This window comes from Lactimicrobium massiliense, from assembly GCF_900343155.1.
GTDB lineage: Bacteria > Bacillota_I > Bacilli_A > Erysipelotrichales > Erysipelotrichaceae > Bulleidia > Bulleidia massiliensis.
This window is the reverse complement of sequence record NZ_OUNG01000005.1, coordinates 113,944-134,415: the sequence shown is the minus strand read 5'-3', so window position 1 is coordinate 134,415 and position 20,472 is coordinate 113,944. Positions and strand designations below refer to the sequence as shown.

The window sequence follows — 20,472 nt, the reverse complement described above, 5'->3', positions numbered from 1 at the left end:
AGGGGGTACACACATGGATATTATTGACTGGCTGAAAAACAGAGGCATTACCGTGAAGAATACAGAGATGATTCATCAGGCGTTTATGCATTCTTCCTATGCCCATGAACATCGCAGTCATCATGATAATGAGCGTCTGGAATTCATGGGTGATGCGGTACTGCAGCTTTGGAGTTCCAATGCCATCTGGCCATTGAATATTTCCGAAGGGCAGATGACACGGCTGCGTGCCCAGCTTGTATGTGAAAAGGCGCTGGCGATCTATGCAAGACAATTGCATCTGAATGATTTCCTGCTGCTGGGCAGTGGTGAAGAGAAGAGCGGCGGCCGTGACAAGGATGCGATTATTGCCGATATGATGGAAGCATTTCTTGGTGCTTTGTTTCTGGATCAGGGCATGCCTGCTGTAGACAACATTCTCAATGAAGTGATTACACCGCGCCTTGCCCATCCGGAAGATGTCGGCGTGATTCATGACTATAAGACAAAATTACAGGAATATGTGCAGGCTGACAGCAGCCGGCAGGTGCACTATGTGCTGGTGCATGAAAGCGGCACACCGAATAATCCTGTGTTTGAAATGAACTGTATGGTCGATGATCTTGTCATGGGGACAGGAAAAGGATCAAGCAAAAAGCAGGCGGAGCAGAATGCTGCCCGCAATGCATTTGAAAAACTGAGCAGATAAATAATTGGAGGAAAAGATGAAAGCAATCAGTGAGCTCAAACAAGATGTAATCAATGGCGTATTTGATGAAAGCTTTGCAAAGCTGTATGGCACCGAAGGAATCATGTATGCAAGAAACCGGTACAGCCATCTGTGCGATGAAGGCAAAGCCCGCTTCGGTGACAAAGAAGCTGTATTTTTCTCGGCACCGGGCAGAACCGAAATCGGCGGCAACCATACCGACCACCAGCTTGGCCGTGTACTGGCGGCCAGCCTCAACCTCGATATTGCGGCTGTTGTTGTACCGAGTCATGACAATGTTGTCACGTATACTGCTGATGAATTCAAGGCCAAGCCGGTTGATATCTCGGATCTTGCCATTCATCCGGAAGAAAAGAACACAACCGAGTCTTTGATCCGCGGCATTGCGGCTGCCTTTGTCAATCATGGCCACAAGGTATCCGGCTTTGGCTGCTATGCCGAAAGTGATGTTCTGCCAGGATCCGGCATGTCATCCTCGGCTGCCTTTGAAGTGCTGATCGGCACCATTTTCTCCGACCTGTTTAATGACGGAGCCATCGGCTCCACAGAGGTTGCCAAGTATGGTCAGTATGCAGAAAATACATATTTTATGAAAGCCAGCGGTCTGATGGACCAGATGGCATGTGCAACCGGCGGCTTTGTTGCGATTGACTTCTATGACAGAGAAAATCCGGTCATTGAACATCTGGACCTGGATCTGGATGCCATGGGATATGATCTTGTCATCACAGACTGCAAGGCATCCCATGCCGATCTTTCCGATGAGTATTCTTTGATCCCGGCTGAGATGAAAAAAGCTGCTGCCGTCATGGGACAGGAAGTGCTCAGCCGTGTCAGTATGGCAGATCTTTTGTCTCATGCCGTTGAAATCCGTGAAAAATGCGGTGACCGTGCCTTCCTGCGTGCGTATCACTTCCTGAATGAAACTGCGCGTGCCAAAGAAGAAAAGGAAGCACTGCAGGCAAAGGATGTGCAGAGATTCCTGGATCTTGTCAATGAATCCGGCCGTTCCAGTTTCATGTATCTGCAGAATGTCAAAGTCAACGGCGATGCAAAGCATCAGGCACTGGCTGTCGGTCTTGCTTTAAGTGAGGAAGTACTGGGGAAGGAAGGTGCCTTCCGTGTCCATGGCGGCGGTTTTGCCGGTACGATTCAGGCCTTTGTGCCAAAGCATCTGACAGGTAAGTATCTGGAAACACTGGATGGTGTGTTTGGTAAAGGCAGTGCCCATGTATTGCGCATCCGCAGCATCGGCGGCTGTCAGATTGGCTGAGTGAGTAAGGATCATTGTTTTGAAAAGCACTTCCAGATGGGAAGTGTTTTTCTTTGCAGCGTGAGTGTGTGCTATCATAATGGGCGCAAAGGAAATACGAATGTCAGAAAAGCTGAATGAAATCGATCACGGCTTCCTGGTACAGGATGATCCTGTACTGGCGGATGCCGGTGTTACCAATGTACGTTTTTACCGGGCTGAAAACAGGGTGGAAGTTGTCCTGCATACGAGTGCAATTTTGAAAGAAGAGTCTTATGACCGGCTGATTCACCAGCTGCAAGAGCTGACCGGATCCGCCATTACACTTACCATCCATGCGGACAGCCATGAAGCCGACCGCAGCTGTGTGAGCAGCTATATCGACTGGTACTGCCAGCACTGCAGTGCAGTCATATCTTTATCCAACATGACGTATGACAAAGACGCAGGCAGAGTGTCGTTTTTGTGTGCAAGCGAAAATGAAAGAAAACTGGTGTCTTCCTATCTGACACCTCTGCATGACTTTCTGGAAACATGCGGACTGCCGTCTCTGGATCTGTCCTGTGATGTGCATCATGCCGAGGCCGAAGAGATCAAAAAGGTCAACCTGGATATCATTCCGGAAGCGCCTAAGCCGGCTGTTGTGCCAAAGAAGAAGTATTACCATGTCAAGCCGGAAAACTATGATCACATTGCGCTGAAGGATGTGGAAGGGCCGATGCAGGATATCCAGTTTGATGCGGATATCTTCTCTCTGGAAGAAATTGAAACCAAGACCAAGAAACTGATCCAGACAATGAAGGTGTATGACGGCACAGATGCGATTCTGGTCAAGCGGTTTGAAGGCCGCGGTCTGGACCGTGATGAGATGCATGAAATAGCCAATGGCGACCGGGTGCGCATCTATGGCCGCATCGAAATGGATAACTTTGCCAGAGATCTTTGTGTGATGGCATCCAATATCACCAAGCTGGAAAAGCCGAAGATGGCCGTGGATGATGCCCCGAAGAAGAGAATCGAATGGCATATGCATACCAACATGTCCGAAATGGATGGTGTCTGTGATCCCAAGTCCATCGTCAAATATGTGTTTGACATCGGCCAGGATGGTATTGTCATCACTGACCATGCGGACTGCCAGTCTTTCAAGAAGGCATATGATCAGGTGCTGGACAACCGCAAGAAGGATCCTGACCGCAATTTCCGCATCGGCTTTGGCTGTGAGTTCAACATGGCAGCGGACCGGCTGACCATTGTGCGCAATGCCATTGATGCCCCGATCGATGATGTCGAATATGTCTCCTTTGACCTGGAGACAACAGGTCTTTCCTGCTATTATGATTCGATCATTGAATTTGGCGCGGTCAAGCTGAAAAACAGTACGGTTGTGGACCGCCTGCAGATGTTTGTCAAGCCGCCGCATCCGATTCCTGCCTATATCACGGCGAAAACCAACATCACCAATGGCATGGTCGCTGATGCACTGCCATTTAAAGAATGCTGGAAGAAGATCATTGACTGGATCGGTGATGATGTGATGGTTGCCCATAATGCGACTTTCGACTACTACTTCCTGAATGAAGAACTGCGCCGCATCGGCCAGCCGCCGCTAATGAATCCCGTCATTGATACTTTGGATATGGCCCGTGCCATCCTGCGTGAAAGAAGAGCCTATAAGCTTGGCAATATTTCACGCTACTATCACGTGGAATACGATGAAGAAGTGGCCCACCGCGCGGACTATGATGCCGAGGCACTGGCTGGTGTCTTCATGTGTCTGATGACCGATGCCCGTGAAAAGCATGGCTGTGCCACGATCCGCGACCTGCAGGACAAACTTGCCGGACCCGAGGATTTCAAGAAGATGCGCCGCAGCCACATCTGTGTTGTTGCCAAAAATCATGCCGGCATCAAGGATCTGTACAAGCTGATTACCGAATCCAACATCAAGACGCTTGCTGTGATGGGCAAGGGCGGTAAGGAAGGCGGCGGCGATGTCGCTGCTGAGCCGCGCATTCTGCGCTCTTCTCTGGAGAAACGCCACAAGAATCTGCTGTTTGGCACCGCCTGCTACAACAGCGATGTCTTTGAGCTTGCCTGCAATGGCGATGACAAGCGATTGGAAGAAGCAATGTCCTTCTATGACTATGTGGAAGTACAGCCGCTTTCCAACTTCTCGGTATTTCTTGCCATGGGCAATGTGCCCAGCAAAGACCGTCTCAAGGATGTCATCCGCCGTATCATCAAAATGGCAAAGAAGCTTGGCAAACCGGTCATTGCGGACAGTGATGCCCACTACTGCACAAAGGACCAGAAGATCTTCCGGGATGTGTATATCATGGCCCAGGGAGTCGGCGGTGTCGCCCATCCGCTGTATATCCGTGATGATGCGCTGCGCAGAAGAACGCCCAATCCTGAGCAGCATATCCGCATGACCCAGGAGATGAAGGATGAATTTGCATGGCTCGAAGATCCAGAGCTGATCGATGAAATCGTCGTGCAGAATCCAAACAAACTGTTTGATACACTGGAAGACTTCCGGCCGGTGCCGGATGGCACGTTCCCGCCAAGCATTGAGGGATCCGATGAGAAACTGCGTCAGATCTGTCATGCCACGGCAAAGAAGATGTATGAATACGATGGCAAGATTCCCAAAATCGTCACAGACCGGCTGGATGGTGAGCTGGACAATATCATCCGCAATGGTTTCGGCGTGCACTATTACATCGCCCATCTGCTTGTTAAAAAGAGCAATGAGGACGGCTATGTCGTAGGATCCCGTGGTTCCGTTGGTTCTTCCTTTACAGCGACCATGGCCGGCATCACCGAAGTCAATGCCCTGGAGCCCCATTACCTGTGCCCGCACTGCCACTATTCCGAGTGGATCGATGATCCGGAAGTCAAATCCGGCTTTGATCTGCCGGACAAGACATGTCCAAAGTGCGGTCACATAATGAAGGGCAATGGCCATAACATTCCGTTCCAGACCTTCCTTGGCTTCAATGCCGACAAGGTCCCTGATATCGATCTGAACTTCTCGAACGAGTACCAGTGGCGTGCCCATGCCTTTATCCGTGAAATCTTTGGTGAAGACCATGCCTTCCGTGCCGGTACGATTGGCACCGTGGCGGAAAAGACAGCCTTTGGCTATGTGTCAGGCTATTGTGAGAAGATGAATATCACGATGCGCCGGCCGATGAAGGAATATCTGGCGGCGCACTGTCAGAACGTTAAGCGCACCACCGGCCAGCATCCAGGCGGCATTATCATCATTCCGGAAGACCATGAAGCCGAAGACTTCACACCTGTCCAGTATCCGGCCAATGATCCAAACTCATCCTGGATGACGACCCACTACGACTTCCATGATATTCATGATAACGTACTGAAATTTGATATTCTCGGCCACGTCGATCCGACTGCCATGAGACTGCTGCAGACAATTGCCGACCGCAAGCCATTGACGCTGCCGATGAATGATCCGGAAACACTGTCACTGTTTTCTTCTGACAAAGCTTTAAAAGCAGACCCGCGTATCTATACGCGTGAAACCGGTGCATTGGGCCTGCCGGAGTTTGGTACCCGGACAACCCGAAAAGTACTGGAAGAGACACGTCCCAAGAAGTTCTCTGATCTGGTCATCATCTCCGGTCTGTCCCATGGTACCGATGTCTGGGCGGGCAATGCCCAGGATCTTGTCCGGGCTGGCCATCCGCTGTCTGAAGTCATTGGATGCCGTGATGATATCATGACGTATCTGCTGGAGAAGAATCTCAAGCCGATCGATGCATTCAAGACGATGGAGGATGTGCGTAAAGGGCGCGGGCTGCGGCCAGATCAGGAAGAGAATATGAAGGCACATAATGTGCCGCAGTGGTATATCGATTCCTGCAAGAAGATCAAGTACATGTTCCCGAAGGCACATGCGGTTGCCTACGTTATGATGGCACTTCGCATTGCCTGGTATAAGGTCCATGAGCCATGGTCGTTCTATATCCAGTATCTCTCACTGCGCTGCGATGCCTATGAGATTGAAACAATGACGAAAGGCTTTGAGGCGATCCAGGCCAGAATGAAAGATATCATGGACCGCTCCAATGACAAGTTTGCGGATCCGCCGGTTTCCAACAAGGAGAAGGCACTGTATTCCACGCTGGAAGTATGTGAAGAGATGTATGCGCGCGGGTATCGTATTTCCAATGTCGATATCAATAAGTCACAGGCAACGCACTTCAGTGTGCAGCCGGAAGACAAGCATACGATCATTCCGCCGTTTACCGTCGTGGATGGCCTTGGTGCCAACGTTGCCAAAAGTATTGTGGAAGCCAGGGAAGAAAATCCGTTTTTGTCCAAGGAAGATATTCTCAAGCGCACCCAGCTGTCAGCGACCATGCTGAAGAAGCTGGAACAGCTTGGGGCCGTCGGCGATCTGTCTGAGTCCAATCAGATGTCCTTGTTCTAAGCTTGACAAACAAACAGGTGCGGCCGATAATAGTCGCGAAATGTGATGACCAGGACATGGTCGCATCAAACGTTCTGCCAAAGAGAGCTGCCATCTGGTGCAAGGCAGTGCAGAGCTGGTGTGATTACTACCTGCAAGCAGCACCCGAAAGGGGAGGCCGTACAGCGGCGTTAACGCTATACAAAGAGTCCGTGTACAACACGGGAAGTTAGGTGGTACCGCGCAGATCACAGCGTCCTTTCATTGGGATGCTGTTTTTTTATGCAGGAGGAGAATATGATCAATTTCAAGGAAAATGAAGAGCTGAACACATTGAACCATTCCTGTGCCCATGTGATGGCACAGGCTGTCAAGCACCTGTATCCGCAGGCCAAGTTCTGGGTAGGACCGGTTGTGGAAGAGGGCTTCTACTATGATATGGATCTGGGCAATGATGTCATCCGTGATGAGGATCTGCCTAAGATCGAAAAGGAAATGAAGAAGTGCTGCAAGGCTGACAAGCTCATTGTGCGTCATGAGATCACAAGAGAAGAAGCTCTAGAGCAGTTCAAGGATGATCCGTACAAGATCGATCTGATCAAGAGAATGCCGCAGGGTACCAACATCTCGATGTATACCCAGGGTGACTATACGGATCTGTGCCGTGGGCCGCATGTCAAGAGCACCAAGCAGTGCCGCTATTTCAAGCTGATCAAGCACAGCGGTGCCTATTGGAAGGGCGATAAGAACAACAAGGTTCTGCAGCGTATCTATGGTGTCTGCTTCCCGACGCAGGAAGAGCTGGATGACTATCTGGCCCAGCTGGAAGATGCCAAGCAGCGTGATCACAGAAAGCTTGGCAAGGAACTGCAGATGTTCATGTTCTCCGAGACTGTTGGTGCCGGCATGCCGATGTGGCTGCCAAATGGCTTCACGGTCAGAAGAACGCTGTCTGACTACATCATGGACAAGGAGCTCGCTCAGGGTTATATCCATGTCAAGACGCCGTCTGTTGCCAGCACGAAGCTGTATAAGATCTCCGGCCATCTGGCACACTACAAGGATGATATGTTCCCGATCATGTCCAGAGATGGTGATGAGTATGTGCTGCGTCCGATGAACTGCCCGGAGCACATGATCATCTATAAGAGCACCCTGCATTCCTATCGTGAGCTGCCGGTCAGAATTGCTGAGATTGCGGATGATTTCCGCTATGAGGCCTCCGGTGCTTTGACAGGTATTGAAAGAGCAAGATCCTTCACCCAGAATGACTCCCATATCTTCTGCCGTCCGGATCAGATCGCTGATGAAATCAAGAACATCACCCACCTGATTCTGGATGTATACAAGGACTTCGGCTTTGATGACTATTCCTTCCGTCTGTCCCTGCGCGATGTCAATAACAAGGATAAGTACTTCGGCAATGACGAGCTCTGGGAGAAGAGTGAAGCCCAGCTGAGAGAAGTGCTGAAGGAAATGGGCGTCAAGTACTATGAAGCCATTGGCGAGGCTGCCTTCTATGGACCGAAGATTGATGTTCAGGTACACAGTGCCATCGGCCATGAGGTCACGCTTTCTACGATTCAGCTGGACTACCAGCTGCCGGAGCGCTTTGAGCTGGAGTATGTCGATAAGGACGGCTCCAGAAAGAGACCGGTTGTCATCCACCGTGCCATCCTTGGTTCCCTGGATCGTTTCATTGCCTTCCTGCTGGAAGAGACAAAGGGCAACCTGCCTCTGTGGCTGGCACCAAGACAGGTTGTTGTGATCCCGGTATCTCCAGAGGCACATGGCGACTATGCTGCAGAGATTGTCAAGACACTGCGCAGCCATGGCATCCATGCAGAGCTGGATGACCGCAATGAGAAGCTTGGCTATCGTATCCGTGAAGCACAGACAAGCCGCATTCCGGTGGAAGTTGTTGTCGGTGATGGTGAGATCAAGGATCATGGTGTCACCGTCAGACGCTATGGCTCCAAGGAAGAAGTCAAGAAGTCTCTGGATCAGTTCATTGCGGATCTGGATGAAGAGATCAAGACAAAGAAGCACTGAGGATCAGACATGCATTCGAAAGAGTGCATGTTTTTTTAACTTGCATAGTAAGCGCACAATCATCCGTATCTGGTAAAAAAGCAGTCTCAAATGAATGATAAGCCAGGTACATAAACTGGTGAATTCAAGCTGCAGGATTTGGTGAATTTATACTTGCATATATCATGAAGAAGAAAGTCTGACTGCTCAGCACAATACCAGTGAAAAGCATTCTGCAAATGACAGCAGAAATCGTACAACCGCTGTATAAGAAAACTTCAGGAAACCAATCTCCTGAAGTTTTTCTTTTTGATCATGATGTTTACTTCTTGAGCTCTTCGATCAGCATCTCGGCAGCCTTGTCTACCGGTACATCGACCTTTTCACCGGTTCTTGGCTTGAGCTCAACCATGCCGTCCTTGATGCCGCGGCCAACCGTGATGCGGTAAGGAATACCGATCAGATCCATGTCCTTGAACTTGACACCGGGTCTTGTGTCACGGTCATCCAGCAGTACTTCCACACCGGCTTTTTCCAACTGCTCATAAAGCTTTTCAGCAGCCTCATTCTGAGCTTCATCCTTGGTTGAGATGATGATGATTGCTGCCTGATAAGGGGCAAGATCCTTCGGCCAGTTAATGCCGTTTTCATCCGAATTCTGTTCAGCCAGGGCAGCCATGGCACGGGCCGGACCGATGCCATAGGATCCCATCCAGACATACTGCAGCTGGTTATTGGCATCCAGATACTGCAGATCCAGGGCCTTGGAATATTTGGTACCAAGCTTGAAGGTATTGCCGACTTCAATGCCGTGGGCGAAGTGGATACGGCCGCCGCAGTTCGGGCAGATGTCACCTTCCATGATATTGCGCAGATCCGCAAAGGCTTCTGCCTTGAAGTCCTTGAGATTGACATTGCAGTAATGATAGCCGGTCTTGTTAGCACCAACGATGAAGTTCTGCATGTATTTGACTTCTTCATCAGCATAGACCGGGCAGTCAATGCCGATCGGGCCGGCAAAGCCAACTTCCGCATGTGTGACTTCTTCCACAACAGAAGGGGAGGCCAGTTCTACTTCTGTGGCTTTCAGGAACTTTCTCAGCTTGGTCTCATTGACATCACGGTCACCGCGTACCATCACAGCCACCGGCTTGCCATCCACTGAATAGATCAGTGTCTTGACAAACTTCTTGGCCGGCAGATGGAAGTGGTCCGCAACTTCTTCAATTGTGCGGGAATGCGGTGTGGCTTCCAGTACAAGCTCTTTTTCTTCTTCTCTTTCCGCAGGAATTTCTGGCTTGCATGGAGCCACTTCAATGTTGGACGCAAAGTCACAGGAATCACACAGCACCAGTGTATCTTCACCCATCGGTGCAAGGGCCTGGAATTCTTCGGAGAGCAGGCCGCCCATGACGCCGGTGTCAGCACGGACAATGACATAGTTGAGATGCAGACGGTTCATGATGTTCTTGTATGCATTGAACTGTTTCTGATATGCCACATCCAGACCTGCTTCATCCTTGTCGAATGTATAGGCATCCTTCATGATGAATTCACGCACACGGATCAGGCCATAGCGCGGTCTTGGCTCATCACGGAACTTTGTCTCAAACTGATACAGGGAGAAGGGCATGTCCTTATAGGAGCGGATCTGCATCTTGGCAGCAATGGCAAACAGCTCTTCATGGGTCGGACCCAATACGTAGTTCTGCCCCTTGCGGTCTTTCAGCGAGAACATGTCATGGCCAAAGCCTGCACGTCTGCCGGAGGCAATATAGATATCTTCCGGGATCAGCGCCGGCATCAGCAGTTCCTGACAGCCGGTCTTGTCCATTTCATCCCGGATGATGTTCATGATCTTCTGCATGATCCGCCATCCCATCGGCAGCATCATATAAATGCCAGCCGAGCTCTTCTTGATGAAGCCGCCGCGGACAAGCAGATTCGAAGAGATCGAATCTTCATCCTTGGCATCTTCACGCAGAGTAAAAAAATAACTGTTCTTTAAACGCATAATTCTTATCCTCTTATAACCTCGGCAATTATAGCATAGACACTGCATTCTTTGGCCTGCGTTTGGCGCTTTATGGCACATGCGGTCCATAGGAAATCAAAATAATCATTAGGTACCTATTGAATTATCAAGATGCTTGCTGTATGATCTGCCTTGTCAATTGATAGGTACCTATGAATAAGGAGGATATATGAAAGAAGAAAAGGAAAAAGACGTTCACCCGTGTATCGATGAACAGGCACATCGGCTGATTCATGAGATCCGGATGTACGCTGGTATCCTGAACGATCGGCGCGGTCAGCGGCCGGCTCAGAACCGGGTATTGTTTCTGCTGCACCGCTATGGTGCCATTACCCAGAAGCAGCTTCAGCAGCACATGCAGATCCAGCAGGGATCGCTGTCTGAGCTGCTTGGCAAGATGGAAGCCAGCGGCCTGATTACCAGATCCCGTGATCCCAAAGACAAACGGCAGGTCATCCTGCAGCTCAGTGAGAAGGGCATTGCCGTTGAGCATGCCAATCATGATCAGGTGATGGCCGAGAACAATGAAATGTTTTCCGTGCTCAGTAAACAGGAACAGAAGGAGCTGGAACGAATGCTGAATGCATTGATTACAGATTGGAAAGAAAAACATCCGGACGCATTCCCGGAGGATCATTGGCAGATGAAAAAGAGATGAAGAAATACTATCTGCGCTATTGGTGGCTTGCCTTGCTGGCAATGCTGTGCAAGGGGCTGGAAGTAATGGCTGATCTTGTGCAGCCTGCCTTAATGGCCAGTATTGTCGATGAAGGCATCCTTGGCATTGGCAATGGCGGTACGGCAGATCTCTCCATTGTCAAATCACTCGGTCTCAAGATGCTTGTGATCATTGCGGCAGGCGGCTTTGCCGGCTGGATCGGCGGCGTTTTCTCAAACAACTATGGCCAGCGCTCCGGCAATGATATCCGCAAGGACTGTTTCCAGAAAGTGCTGCACTTCTCATTTTCGCAGGTGGACAGATTTACGCCAGGCTCCTTGATTACAAGAGTCAGTTCAGATGTCACACAGGTGCAGCTGATGCTTTCCGACATGGTGCGCGGCTGCATGCGCTCCCTTGTCTTCCTGGTAGCAGGCACGTGGTTCCTGCTGTCTCTGGATCTCAATTTCCGTACAATCCTGACGATTGCGATTGTCCTGGTACTGCTTGAAATCATCTGGACTGTCTGGAAGACTAACCCGATGTTCATGAGCCTGCAGGAAAAGCTGGACCGTGTGAATACGGTGATGCGTGAAAACATCAGCGGTGTGCGTGTCGTCAAGGCATTTGCCCAGGAAGAGCGTGAAAACGCCCGCTTCCAGAAAGCCAATCATGATCTTGCAAAGAACCAGTTTGAAGTACTGCTGCGGATCTCGTATCTGCAGCCGGTTATGAATCTGGTGTTCAACCTGGCAGCAGCGGCTATCATCCGTACCGGTGCCATTGATGTGCAGGCCGGCTCTATTGAGCCTGGTACCGTCATGGCAGCAGTCACCTACATCAGTTTAATTCTCAATGGCCTGCGCATGCTGGCAACGATCTTCCAGAATCTCTCCCGCGGCATCTCATCTTCAACCCGCCTCAAAGAGATTCTTGATACCAGACCGGATGTGGTCTCAGGCACAGTGACCCAGGGCACCAGCAAAGGCACCATTGCCTTTGACCATGTTTGTTTCCGCTATCAGAAGATGAGCTCTGATGTGCTTTCTGATCTGAGTCTGGAGATTCATGCTGGTGAGTCAATTGCCATCATTGGATCTACCGGCAGCGGCAAGTCCTCAATGATCAATCTGATTCCGCGTTTCTATGATGTCACCCATGGTACGGTGAAAGTGGACGGCGTCGATGTGCGGGATTGGGATCTTACTGCTTTGCGAAAGAGGATATCGGTGGTCATGCAGAAGAGTGAACTGTTCTCTGTATCACTGCGCCAGAACATTGCCATGGGCAATCCTGCCGCAAGTGAACAGGACATCATGGAAGCCGCAAAGACAGCCCAGGCTGATGACTATATCCGTGCCCAGAGGGATGGCTATGACACGATGGTGGCAGAGGGCGGTACATCGCTGTCCGGCGGCCAGAAGCAGCGTCTTTCCATTGCCAGAGCGCTTGTGAAGAAAGCTGAGATTCTGATTCTGGATGATGCGACCAGTGCGCTGGATCTGGAAACAGAGGCTGCACTTTACAATGCCCTGCGCAAACAGATGCATGAAATGACAACGCTCGTCATTACCCAGCGTATTGCGACTGCAAGACGCTGTGACCGTATTGTCGTGCTGGATCATGGCTGCCTTGTGGGCGTTGGCAGACATGAGGATCTGCTGGCAGGCTGTCCGGTATATGCAGATATCTGCAGTTCCCAGCGTATGAAAGGAGATGCGCGCAATGGCTGAAAGTTATCGTTCGCAGGTTGCTGAGAAGGGGTTCAGCCGCCGTCCAGAGCGTGGTGCACCAGTTGAAAAGGCGAAGGATGCACGCGGAACACTGCATCGTCTGCTGCACTATTTCAAGGCAGAAATGCCTTCGGTACTGCTCATGACGATTGTTTCCGGCATTGGTGTGGTGGCTGCAGTTCTGGCACCATCGTATCAAAGCAAAGCTATTGACCAGATCGTGGCTGGCAGCTTTGGCAGCGTCAATCCGTATCTTGCCATCATGGCAGTTCTGTATGTCATCTATGGCTTTTCCCTGCTGCTGCAGGGATATCTCTCGACCAGACTGTCACAGAAAGTCGTACAGAGGATTCGTGCGGATCTGTTTGCCCATATGATTCATCTGCCGGTGCCATACTTTGATCGCACGTCCCATGGTGATCTGATGAGCCGCATGACCAATGATGCCGATCAGATTTCTACGGTAATTTCGACATCGACATCTTCGATCTTCTCAGGTGTCCTGATGCTGGCAGGAACGCTTGTCATGATGTTTATATGCAGCGTACCGCTGGCTCTGCTTTCTTCATGTACGGTCATCGGTACAATCCTGCTGACCGCATTTCTGTCCCGCTATATGGCTAAGTACTACCTGCTGCGCCAGAATCTGCTTGGTGAGCTGTCTGGCAAAACCGAGGAGTATATTTCCAACAGCCAGACGATTGCAGCTTTCCAGCTGGAAGATGACCTGGATGCACAGTTTATCAAGACGGCGGATGATCTGACTGCTGCCTGCATTACCGCGGATAATATCTCCGGATCCATGGGACCGTGCATGAATGTGCTGAACAATATCGGCTTTCTGATTGTCGCGGTGGCAGGTGCCTGGCTGGCCATCAAAGGACAGATCACAGTCGGCATCATCTCTGCCTTTATTGTCTACTCCAAGCAGTTCTCACGGCCGATCACCGAGCTTTCCGAACTGATCGGGCAGGTGCAGACAGCCATTGCCGGTGCGGAAAGAATCTTTGCCGTACTGGATCAGCAGGTTGAAAATCCGGAAGGAGAAGCCGTTACAGACATTCAGGGACATGTCGAGTTCCGTCATGTCAACTTCTCATATCTGCCTGGCAAGCAGGTTATCACTGACTTTTCGCTGGATGTGCCTGCCGGCAGTAAGATTGCTCTGGTTGGCGCAACCGGTTCAGGCAAGACGACGATCATCAATCTGCTGCTGCGCTTTTATCCGATTGACAGTGGTGAAATCCTGCTGGATGGCAGAGATATCCGCAAATTGAATCTGTATGATCTGCGCCGCACGATCGGCATTGTGCTGCAGGATACATCTTTGTTCACCGATACGATCCGTAACAATCTGACCTATGCGGACGGCAGTGCCGATGATGCCAGAATCAAGCAGGCTGCTGCCTTTGCCAATGCGGATACGATGATCACAGCCCTCAAGGATGGCTATGATACCGTGATTGATGCCTCGGGCGGTTCTTTGTCACAGGGACAGCGGCAATTGCTTGCCATTGCCAGGGCAAGGCTTTCAGATCCAGAGATTCTGATTCTGGATGAGGCGACTTCATCTGTGGATACAAGAACCGAGATGCGCATTCAGAATGCCATGATCAGCCTGATGGAGAACCGGACAAGCTTTGTGATTGCCCACCGTCTTTCAACTATCCGCAATGTCGATCAGATTATTGTCATGCGCGATGGCAGGATCGTGGAAAGAGGCAGCCATGAACAGCTGCTCGCCGCAAAGAAGGAGTACTGGAAACTCTACGAGACACAGTTCTCCGGCATGAATACGTAAGATCTGTTACTCCAGGCCGTTCAAGGTTATCCGGACGGCCTGTTTACTTTGCATTTTTGCATTGTATAATAGGTACAATTTAAGGAGGAAAATTCATTCATGGCAACATACTATGACAGTGTGAGTCATACGTTCAGTGAGTATCTTCTGGTACCGGGACTGACAAGAAAAGAGAATGTTCCGGATAAGGTAAGCCTGCGCACCCCGCTTGTAAAGTTCAAGAAGGGAGAAGAGCCTGCTCTGTCTTTGAACATCCCGATGGTTTCTGCCGTTATGCAGTCCGTATCCGGTGACCGTCTTGGTGTTGCACTGGCCAAGGAAGGCGGCATGTCCTTCATCTTCCAGTCGCAGTCGATCGCCTCAGAGGCCGCTATGGTCGCCAAGGTCAAAAATGCCAAGGCTGGCTTTGTCGTCAGTGATTCCAATATCACCCCGGACACAACCCTGTCTGAGGTTCTCGAGCTTGTCAAAAAGACAGGACACAGCACGATGCCGGTCACGGAAGACGGCACACCGAATGGTAAGCTGGTAGGTCTTGTCACAAGCCGTGACTACCGTGTCTCCCGCATGAATGGAAGCGAGAAGGCTTCCAGCTTCATGACACCGCGTGAAAAGCTGGTTACAGCCAATGCCAGTGCAACGCTGTCTGAGTGCAATGACCTCATCTGGGAACATAAGCTCAATACACTGCCGATCGTCGATGATGCGGATCATCTGTGCTATCTGGTCTTCCGTAAGGACTATGCCTCCCACAAGGAAAATCCGCTGGAACTGCTGGATGATGAAAAGCGCTTCATGGTAGGTGCCGGCATCAATACACGTGACTACAAGGAGCGGGTTCCGGCGCTGGTCAATGCCGGGGCAGACTGCCTGGTCCTGGATTCCTCTGATGGTTTCTCTGAGTGGCAGGCAGATGCCCTGGAATGGATCAGAGAAAAGTATGGTGATACGGTCAAGGTTGGCGCTGGCAATGTCGTTGACAGAGACGGCTTCAACTACCTGGCAGAACATGGTGCTGACTTTGTCAAAGTCGGCATCGGCGGCGGTTCCATCTGCATTACCCGTGAGACAAAGGGTATCGGCAGAGGACAGGCAACGGCTGTCATTGAAGTTGCCAAGGCACGTGATGAATGGTTTGAAAGAACCGGTGAATACATTCCGATCTGCTCCGATGGCGGCATCGTCTATGACTATCACATCGTCCTGGCACTGGCCATGGGTGCAGACTTTGTGATGCTTGGCAGATACTTCTCACGCTTTGAAGAAGCACCGGGTGAAAAGCTCACTGTCAATGGTGCCTATGTCAAGGAATACTGGGGTGAAGGTTCCAACCGTGCCAAGAACTGGCAGAGATATGATCTTGGCGGCAAAGGCAAGCTGTCATTTGAAGAGGGTGTCGACTCCTATGTACCATATGCCGGCTTCCTGCATGACAACGTCTATATGACTACCTACAAGATCCGCTCCACCATGTGCAACTGCGGTGCTCTGACCATCAAGGAACTGCAGGATAAGGCACGCCTGACACTTGTCTCTTCCACATCCATCGTCGAAGGCGGCGCACACGACGTCATCGTCAAGAACGAAGACAAGAGCTACAACAAGTAATGTTCGATTGAAACACTGTCCGCTGCGGCAGTGTTTTTTTGCGCAAAAAAGCGGTTCACTGGCAATCGCCAATGAACCGGCTGGCAATTACTGATCTTCTTTTTCTCTGTCATCAATGAGATTGCCTGCATCTGCGTGCTTGTCCATCTTTTCCTTGATGACTTCAAACAGGGCAGTCGATCCTTCTTTGGTCCTGCCCTGTCTCTGCATGACGGTGTTATAGGAAACATGATGTTCTTTCCAGTCACCGCCGCCGTTGCTGTCATTGAGCAGAAGGGGCTGCAGATTGTCCATGGCATGGGCAAACTTTGCCTCGGGTGTCCTGTTTTCCTCAAACTCTTCAAACAGAGCACGCAGCTGGATCTTCTGATCTTCCGGCAGAATGCCATAGATTCTTTCAGCTGCCTTTTCTTCCCGCTCATGCTGGGTCTTTTTGCCCTGATCGTCATAGGCATATGTATCACCGGCATCAATTTCCACGACATCATGCAGTAAACACATGATCATGACATGGGCGATATCAACCGGCTCATTGCTGTATTCCTGCAGAAGATAAGCCATCACAGCCATATGCCAGGCATGCTCGGCATCATCTTCTCTTCTGCCATGATTACTCAGATGGGTTTGTCTGAGAATATTCTTCTCTTTGTCCAGTTCCAGAATGAATGACAGTTGTTTCTGCAGACGCTTGTTTTCCATATCTTCTCTCCTAGTATGTGTAATGTTCTTTGATTCTCTTTTTCAATGCGGCAAAGGTTGCTTTTTCGCCCTTGTTCTGTATCATTGTCAAAGCCTCTTCCAGAGCCTTTGCTGTTTCCGGATGCATATACTTCTGATCATTGCGGGAAAGGTAATAGGCAAGGGGGCTGGCATCCGTATACTTTTCCTTCTGATATACCTTGCAGGCCGCCACACGGTCGCATACCATTTCAACAACATAGTTGTAAGGCATCCTGATCGGCTGCCATCTGCCATCAATCATATCGTACCAATATTCCCAATGGTGTCTGTTTCTGCCCTTGTGGTGCAGCCAGCCAAGCGAATAGCCTTTGATCTGCTTTTCCTTCATGTAAGGGGACTTATCACCCTGGAAGTACTTGACGGATACCCAGAATTCACTGGGGGAATACTTGGAAAGATCATGGGTGAGGCCCTGATGGTACAGGCCGCAGGCAAAGCAGTTCTTCATGACCTGGAAGCGGTGGCTGTCAATGGTATGCAGGTGGTGGATGAAACGCCAGGCAAGTGATTTCTGTGCGGGATTGGTTTGCATAGATACGATTTTAAAGCAAATGCCGCGCTGGTCAAGTTGCCTGTTATTCAGTAGGAAACGATGCTAAAATAGGACGCAGGAGATTGCAATATGAACCGACATGAAGAACGAGAAAAGGCGATGATCACCGTCTATGAGGATCTGCTTGCCGAGCGGGATCTGGATGAGCTGATTGAAGATACGTATCAGATGAAAGTGGAAGAGGTGGATCCATATTTTGTGGATGTGATTCGCACTGCCATCAAGAACAAGGACCGCTATGCGGGCTATATCAATGAAGTGCTCAATGACTGGACGTTTGACCGTCTTGGCATGATTGAAAAGGCTATTCTGCTGAATGGCTGTGCAGAGTTTGATCTCAAGCAGCTCTCTGCTGCCGTCATCATTGATGAATCGGTGGAAATGGCACGCAAATACTGTGACAAGGATGCCTATAAGCTGATTAACCGGGTACTTGATGTCATATGAGCGGGAGAAGGATTGTTCCGGTCAGCACTCTGGTCCGCTATCTCAAGGGCCAGCTGGAAGGAAATCCCGTCCTGCATGGTGTTCTGATTGAAGGCGAGATTTCCAATCTGAGAAAACCTTACAGCGGACACTGGTACTTTTCTTTGAAAGATGATACAGCTTCCATGGCTTGTGTGATGTTTTCCTCACGCAACCGCAATGTCAGATTTGATCCCAAAAATGGTGACAAGGTTATCGTTCGGGCAGATGTGACGGTGTATGAGAGTGAAGGCCGGATGCAGATGATGGTCGATGCCATGAAGCCAAGCGGCATCGGTGATTTGTATCTGCAGCTGGAAGCATTAAAGAAAAAGCTCTCTGCTGAGGGACTGTTTCAGGACATCTATAAAAAGCCATTGCCGCTGTATCCGATGTCAATTGGTATTGTGACCGGCAATCATACCGCTGCGCTTTCTGATGTATTGATTACATTGAAGAAGCGCTGGCCGATTGCCAAAGCAGTTGTGTATCCAGCCGCGGTGCAGGGAGAAGGCGCTGCTGCTCAGATCATAGATGCTTTGCACAAAGCAGATGCAGCAGGTCATGATATCATCCTGCTGGTACGTGGCGGTGGATCTCTGGAAGATCTTTGGTGTTTCAATGATGAACAGCTTGCCCGTGTCGTCTTTGCCATGCATACACCGGTTGTGACCGGTGTCGGCCATGAGATTGATACAACACTGGTAGATTATGTATCTGATCACCGTGCCAATACGCCAACCGGTGCCGTGGAAGCAGCGACACCGGATATTCACGAAGTGGAAGATCTGCTGCATACGTATCAGACCCGCATGATTCATCAGATGCAGGTGCGGCTGGACAATGCAGAGAAACAGCTTGTGCATCTTTCTTCTTCGCCGGTATTAAGCAGGCCGGAGAATCTGTATAACCAGAGACAGATGAAGCTGGATTATCTGCGGGAGAGAATTCTTGGCTATACATCTGTGCTCAAGGAAGAGCGGAATCGCTTTGAACAGTTATCACATAGCTTGTCACAGCAGATTCATACCAAAGAGAGTCTGCTGATGCAGAAGAGCATGGATTACCGCAGCCGTATGATGATGGCCTGCCTTGGCCGCATTCATCAGGAACAGTCCGAACTGCGCAATCTGCATACACGTCTGTCAACAGATGAGAAAATGGCGCTGGAGCGCAGACGCAGTGATCTGGAGAAACAGATGCGGCTGCTGGATGCCTATTCTCCATTGAAGATACTGGACAGGGGCTATGCGGTTGTCAGTAAAGATGGCAGTGCCGTGCATGATGTTTCACAATTGCAGACTGGTGATATGGTCAAGATACGGTTTGGCGTGGGCAGTGCATCTGCCGCGATCCGTGATACACGAAAGGAGCCTTGATATGGCAGCGAAGAAATTAACTTTTGAAGAGAGCATGGCAAGACTTGAGGAAATTGTGAGTGCTCTGGAGCAGAATGATGCACCACTGGATCAGACGGTTGCCATGTTTGAGGAAGGTCTCAAGCTGGTGAAGTCCTGTGACGCGTCTTTGAAGCAGTTTGAAAGCAAAGTGAATGAGATTGTCAAAGAGAATGGCGGTGAGCAGAATGAATGAATCGTTTGATGATGTGTTAAACAGATACATGAATGCGCTGCCTGCTTCCCGTGTGCAGGAAGCGATGCGCTATTCTCTGCTTGCTGGCGGCAAGCGGATCCGTCCGAGATTATTGTTTGCTGCAGCAAAAGGATATGATGTGCCGGAAAAAGATGCACAGGCATTTGCGGCTGCGCTGGAGATGATTCATACCTATTCTTTGATTCATGATGATCTGCCGGCAATGGACAATGATGATCTGCGAAGGGGCAGACCAACCTGCCACAAGCAGTTTGATGAAGCAACAGCCATTCTGGCCGGTGATGGTCTTCTGACTTATGCCTTTGAAGTGGCAGCCGGTGCACCGGTATCGGCTGAGAAAGTGCAGCGCAGCATTTCCATTCTTGCCAAGATGGCCGGACCTGCCGGCATGGTGCTGGGCCAGTGTCTGGATACAGAAGAGCCCATTGCCAAGCCGGATTGGGAAGCGCTGCAGAACATTCATCACAAGAAAACAGGATGCCTGCTGTCAGCACCGCTGATGATTGCGGCTGTTTTAGCCGACCAAAGTGAAGAGGTTGTCGCATCCTGGCATGATCTGGGAGATGAGATGGGGCTTGCCTTCCAGATTCAGGATGACATCTTCGATGTTGAGCTGACCAGTGAACAGCTTGGCAAATCCAATTCGGATGCGCGCAATGACAAGGTTACAAGCGTGACGCTGCTTGGCATTGAGAAAGCAGAAGAAGTGATGAATATGCTGTATGATGACAGCTGCAAAAAGGCAGAAACATTTAAGGGGTTTGACGCCAAGGAACTGATCACACTGATTCATTCAGTTCAAAAGCGGAACAAGTAACATCGCATTGAACA

At 50.2% G+C, this 20,472-nt stretch carries 15 protein-coding genes and 1 other annotated feature; of the genes, 12 read left to right on the top strand and 3 right to left on the bottom strand.

Features of this window, described 5'->3' with window-relative positions; translation table 11 throughout:
• Positions 1-13 precede the first annotated feature (13 nt).
• The 4 genes from rnc to thrS all read left to right on the top strand — a co-directional run bounded on the left by rnc (position 14) and on the right by thrS (position 8,454).
• Complete coding sequence (gene rnc, locus DHU66_RS09915; protein ID WP_108775798.1) at positions 14-688, top strand: ribonuclease III; 675 nt, start codon at positions 14-16, stop codon at positions 686-688.
• Positions 689-704: 16 nt separating this feature from the next.
• On the top strand, positions 705-1,982 hold the full coding sequence (locus DHU66_RS09910) for a galactokinase (protein WP_108775797.1): 1,278 nt from the start codon (positions 705-707) through the stop codon (positions 1,980-1,982).
• 100 nt (positions 1,983-2,082) lie between these two features.
• Entirely contained in the window at positions 2,083-6,423 is a 4,341-nt protein-coding gene (locus DHU66_RS09905) for a PolC-type DNA polymerase III (RefSeq protein ID WP_245309510.1), read from the top strand.
• 36 nt (positions 6,424-6,459) lie between these two features.
• Positions 6,460-6,666: a binding site (T-box leader), on the top strand.
• A gap of 33 nt (positions 6,667-6,699) precedes the next feature.
• Positions 6,700-8,454 (top strand): threonine--tRNA ligase, encoded by a 1,755-nt coding sequence (thrS, locus tag DHU66_RS09900; protein WP_108775795.1) that lies wholly within the window; start codon positions 6,700-6,702, stop codon positions 8,452-8,454.
• A 301-nt stretch (positions 8,455-8,755) separates the two neighbouring features.
• Here thrS and DHU66_RS09895 read toward each other — a convergent pair whose 3' ends face one another.
• A complete protein-coding gene (locus tag DHU66_RS09895) occupies positions 8,756-10,447 on the bottom strand; it encodes a proline--tRNA ligase (protein WP_108775794.1) in 1,692 nt (563 codons plus the stop codon).
• A gap of 190 nt (positions 10,448-10,637) precedes the next feature.
• Between DHU66_RS09895 and DHU66_RS09890 the strand changes: the two genes are divergently transcribed.
• The 4 genes from DHU66_RS09890 (at position 10,638) to DHU66_RS09875 (ending at position 16,268) form a co-directional block, all read left to right on the top strand.
• A complete protein-coding gene (locus DHU66_RS09890) occupies positions 10,638-11,126 on the top strand; it encodes a MarR family winged helix-turn-helix transcriptional regulator (protein WP_108775793.1) in 489 nt (162 codons plus the stop codon).
• Complete coding sequence (locus tag DHU66_RS09885; RefSeq protein WP_108775792.1) at positions 11,105-12,859, top strand: ABC transporter ATP-binding protein; 1,755 nt, start codon at positions 11,105-11,107, stop codon at positions 12,857-12,859. The genes DHU66_RS09890 and DHU66_RS09885 overlap by 22 nt, the downstream gene beginning before the upstream one ends.
• Entirely contained in the window at positions 12,852-14,660 is a 1,809-nt protein-coding gene (locus DHU66_RS09880) for an ABC transporter ATP-binding protein (RefSeq protein WP_108775791.1), read from the top strand. The genes DHU66_RS09885 and DHU66_RS09880 overlap by 8 nt, the downstream gene beginning before the upstream one ends.
• 99 nt (positions 14,661-14,759) lie before the next feature.
• Positions 14,760-16,268, top strand: a complete 1,509-nt coding sequence (locus DHU66_RS09875; protein ID WP_108775790.1) for an IMP dehydrogenase — start codon at positions 14,760-14,762, stop codon at positions 16,266-16,268.
• An 87-nt stretch (positions 16,269-16,355) separates the two neighbouring features.
• On the opposite strand, the gene DHU66_RS09870 is transcribed toward DHU66_RS09875, so the two are convergent.
• Complete coding sequence (locus tag DHU66_RS09870) at positions 16,356-16,967, bottom strand: HD domain-containing protein (protein ID WP_108775789.1); 612 nt, start codon at positions 16,965-16,967, stop codon at positions 16,356-16,358.
• A 10-nt stretch (positions 16,968-16,977) separates the two neighbouring features.
• Positions 16,978-17,541, bottom strand: coding sequence for a DUF5662 family protein (locus DHU66_RS09865; RefSeq protein ID WP_108775788.1), 564 nt, complete (start codon positions 17,539-17,541; stop codon positions 16,978-16,980).
• 90 nt (positions 17,542-17,631) lie between these two features.
• Here DHU66_RS09865 and DHU66_RS09860 point away from each other — a divergent pair, with 90 nt between their 5' ends.
• From DHU66_RS09860 to DHU66_RS09845, 4 genes are read left to right on the top strand one after another with little or no spacing between them, the layout of a single operon-like run.
• Positions 17,632-18,009, top strand: a complete 378-nt coding sequence (locus DHU66_RS09860; RefSeq protein ID WP_108775787.1) for a transcription antitermination protein NusB — start codon at positions 17,632-17,634, stop codon at positions 18,007-18,009.
• Positions 18,006-19,406 carry an exodeoxyribonuclease VII large subunit gene (xseA, locus tag DHU66_RS09855; RefSeq protein WP_108775786.1) on the top strand — a complete coding sequence of 467 codons (1,401 nt, stop codon included), beginning with the start codon at positions 18,006-18,008 and terminating at the stop codon, positions 19,404-19,406. Before DHU66_RS09860 ends, xseA begins: the two co-directional genes overlap by 4 nt.
• A gap of 1 nt (position 19,407) precedes the next feature.
• Positions 19,408-19,620: an exodeoxyribonuclease VII small subunit gene (xseB, locus tag DHU66_RS09850; RefSeq protein ID WP_108775785.1), complete on the top strand. Its 213-nt coding sequence runs from the start codon at positions 19,408-19,410 to the stop codon at positions 19,618-19,620.
• Positions 19,613-20,458, top strand: a complete 846-nt coding sequence (locus tag DHU66_RS09845; RefSeq protein WP_209451810.1) for a polyprenyl synthetase family protein — start codon at positions 19,613-19,615, stop codon at positions 20,456-20,458. Before xseB ends, DHU66_RS09845 begins: the two co-directional genes overlap by 8 nt.
• Positions 20,459-20,472: the final 14 nt, after the last annotated feature.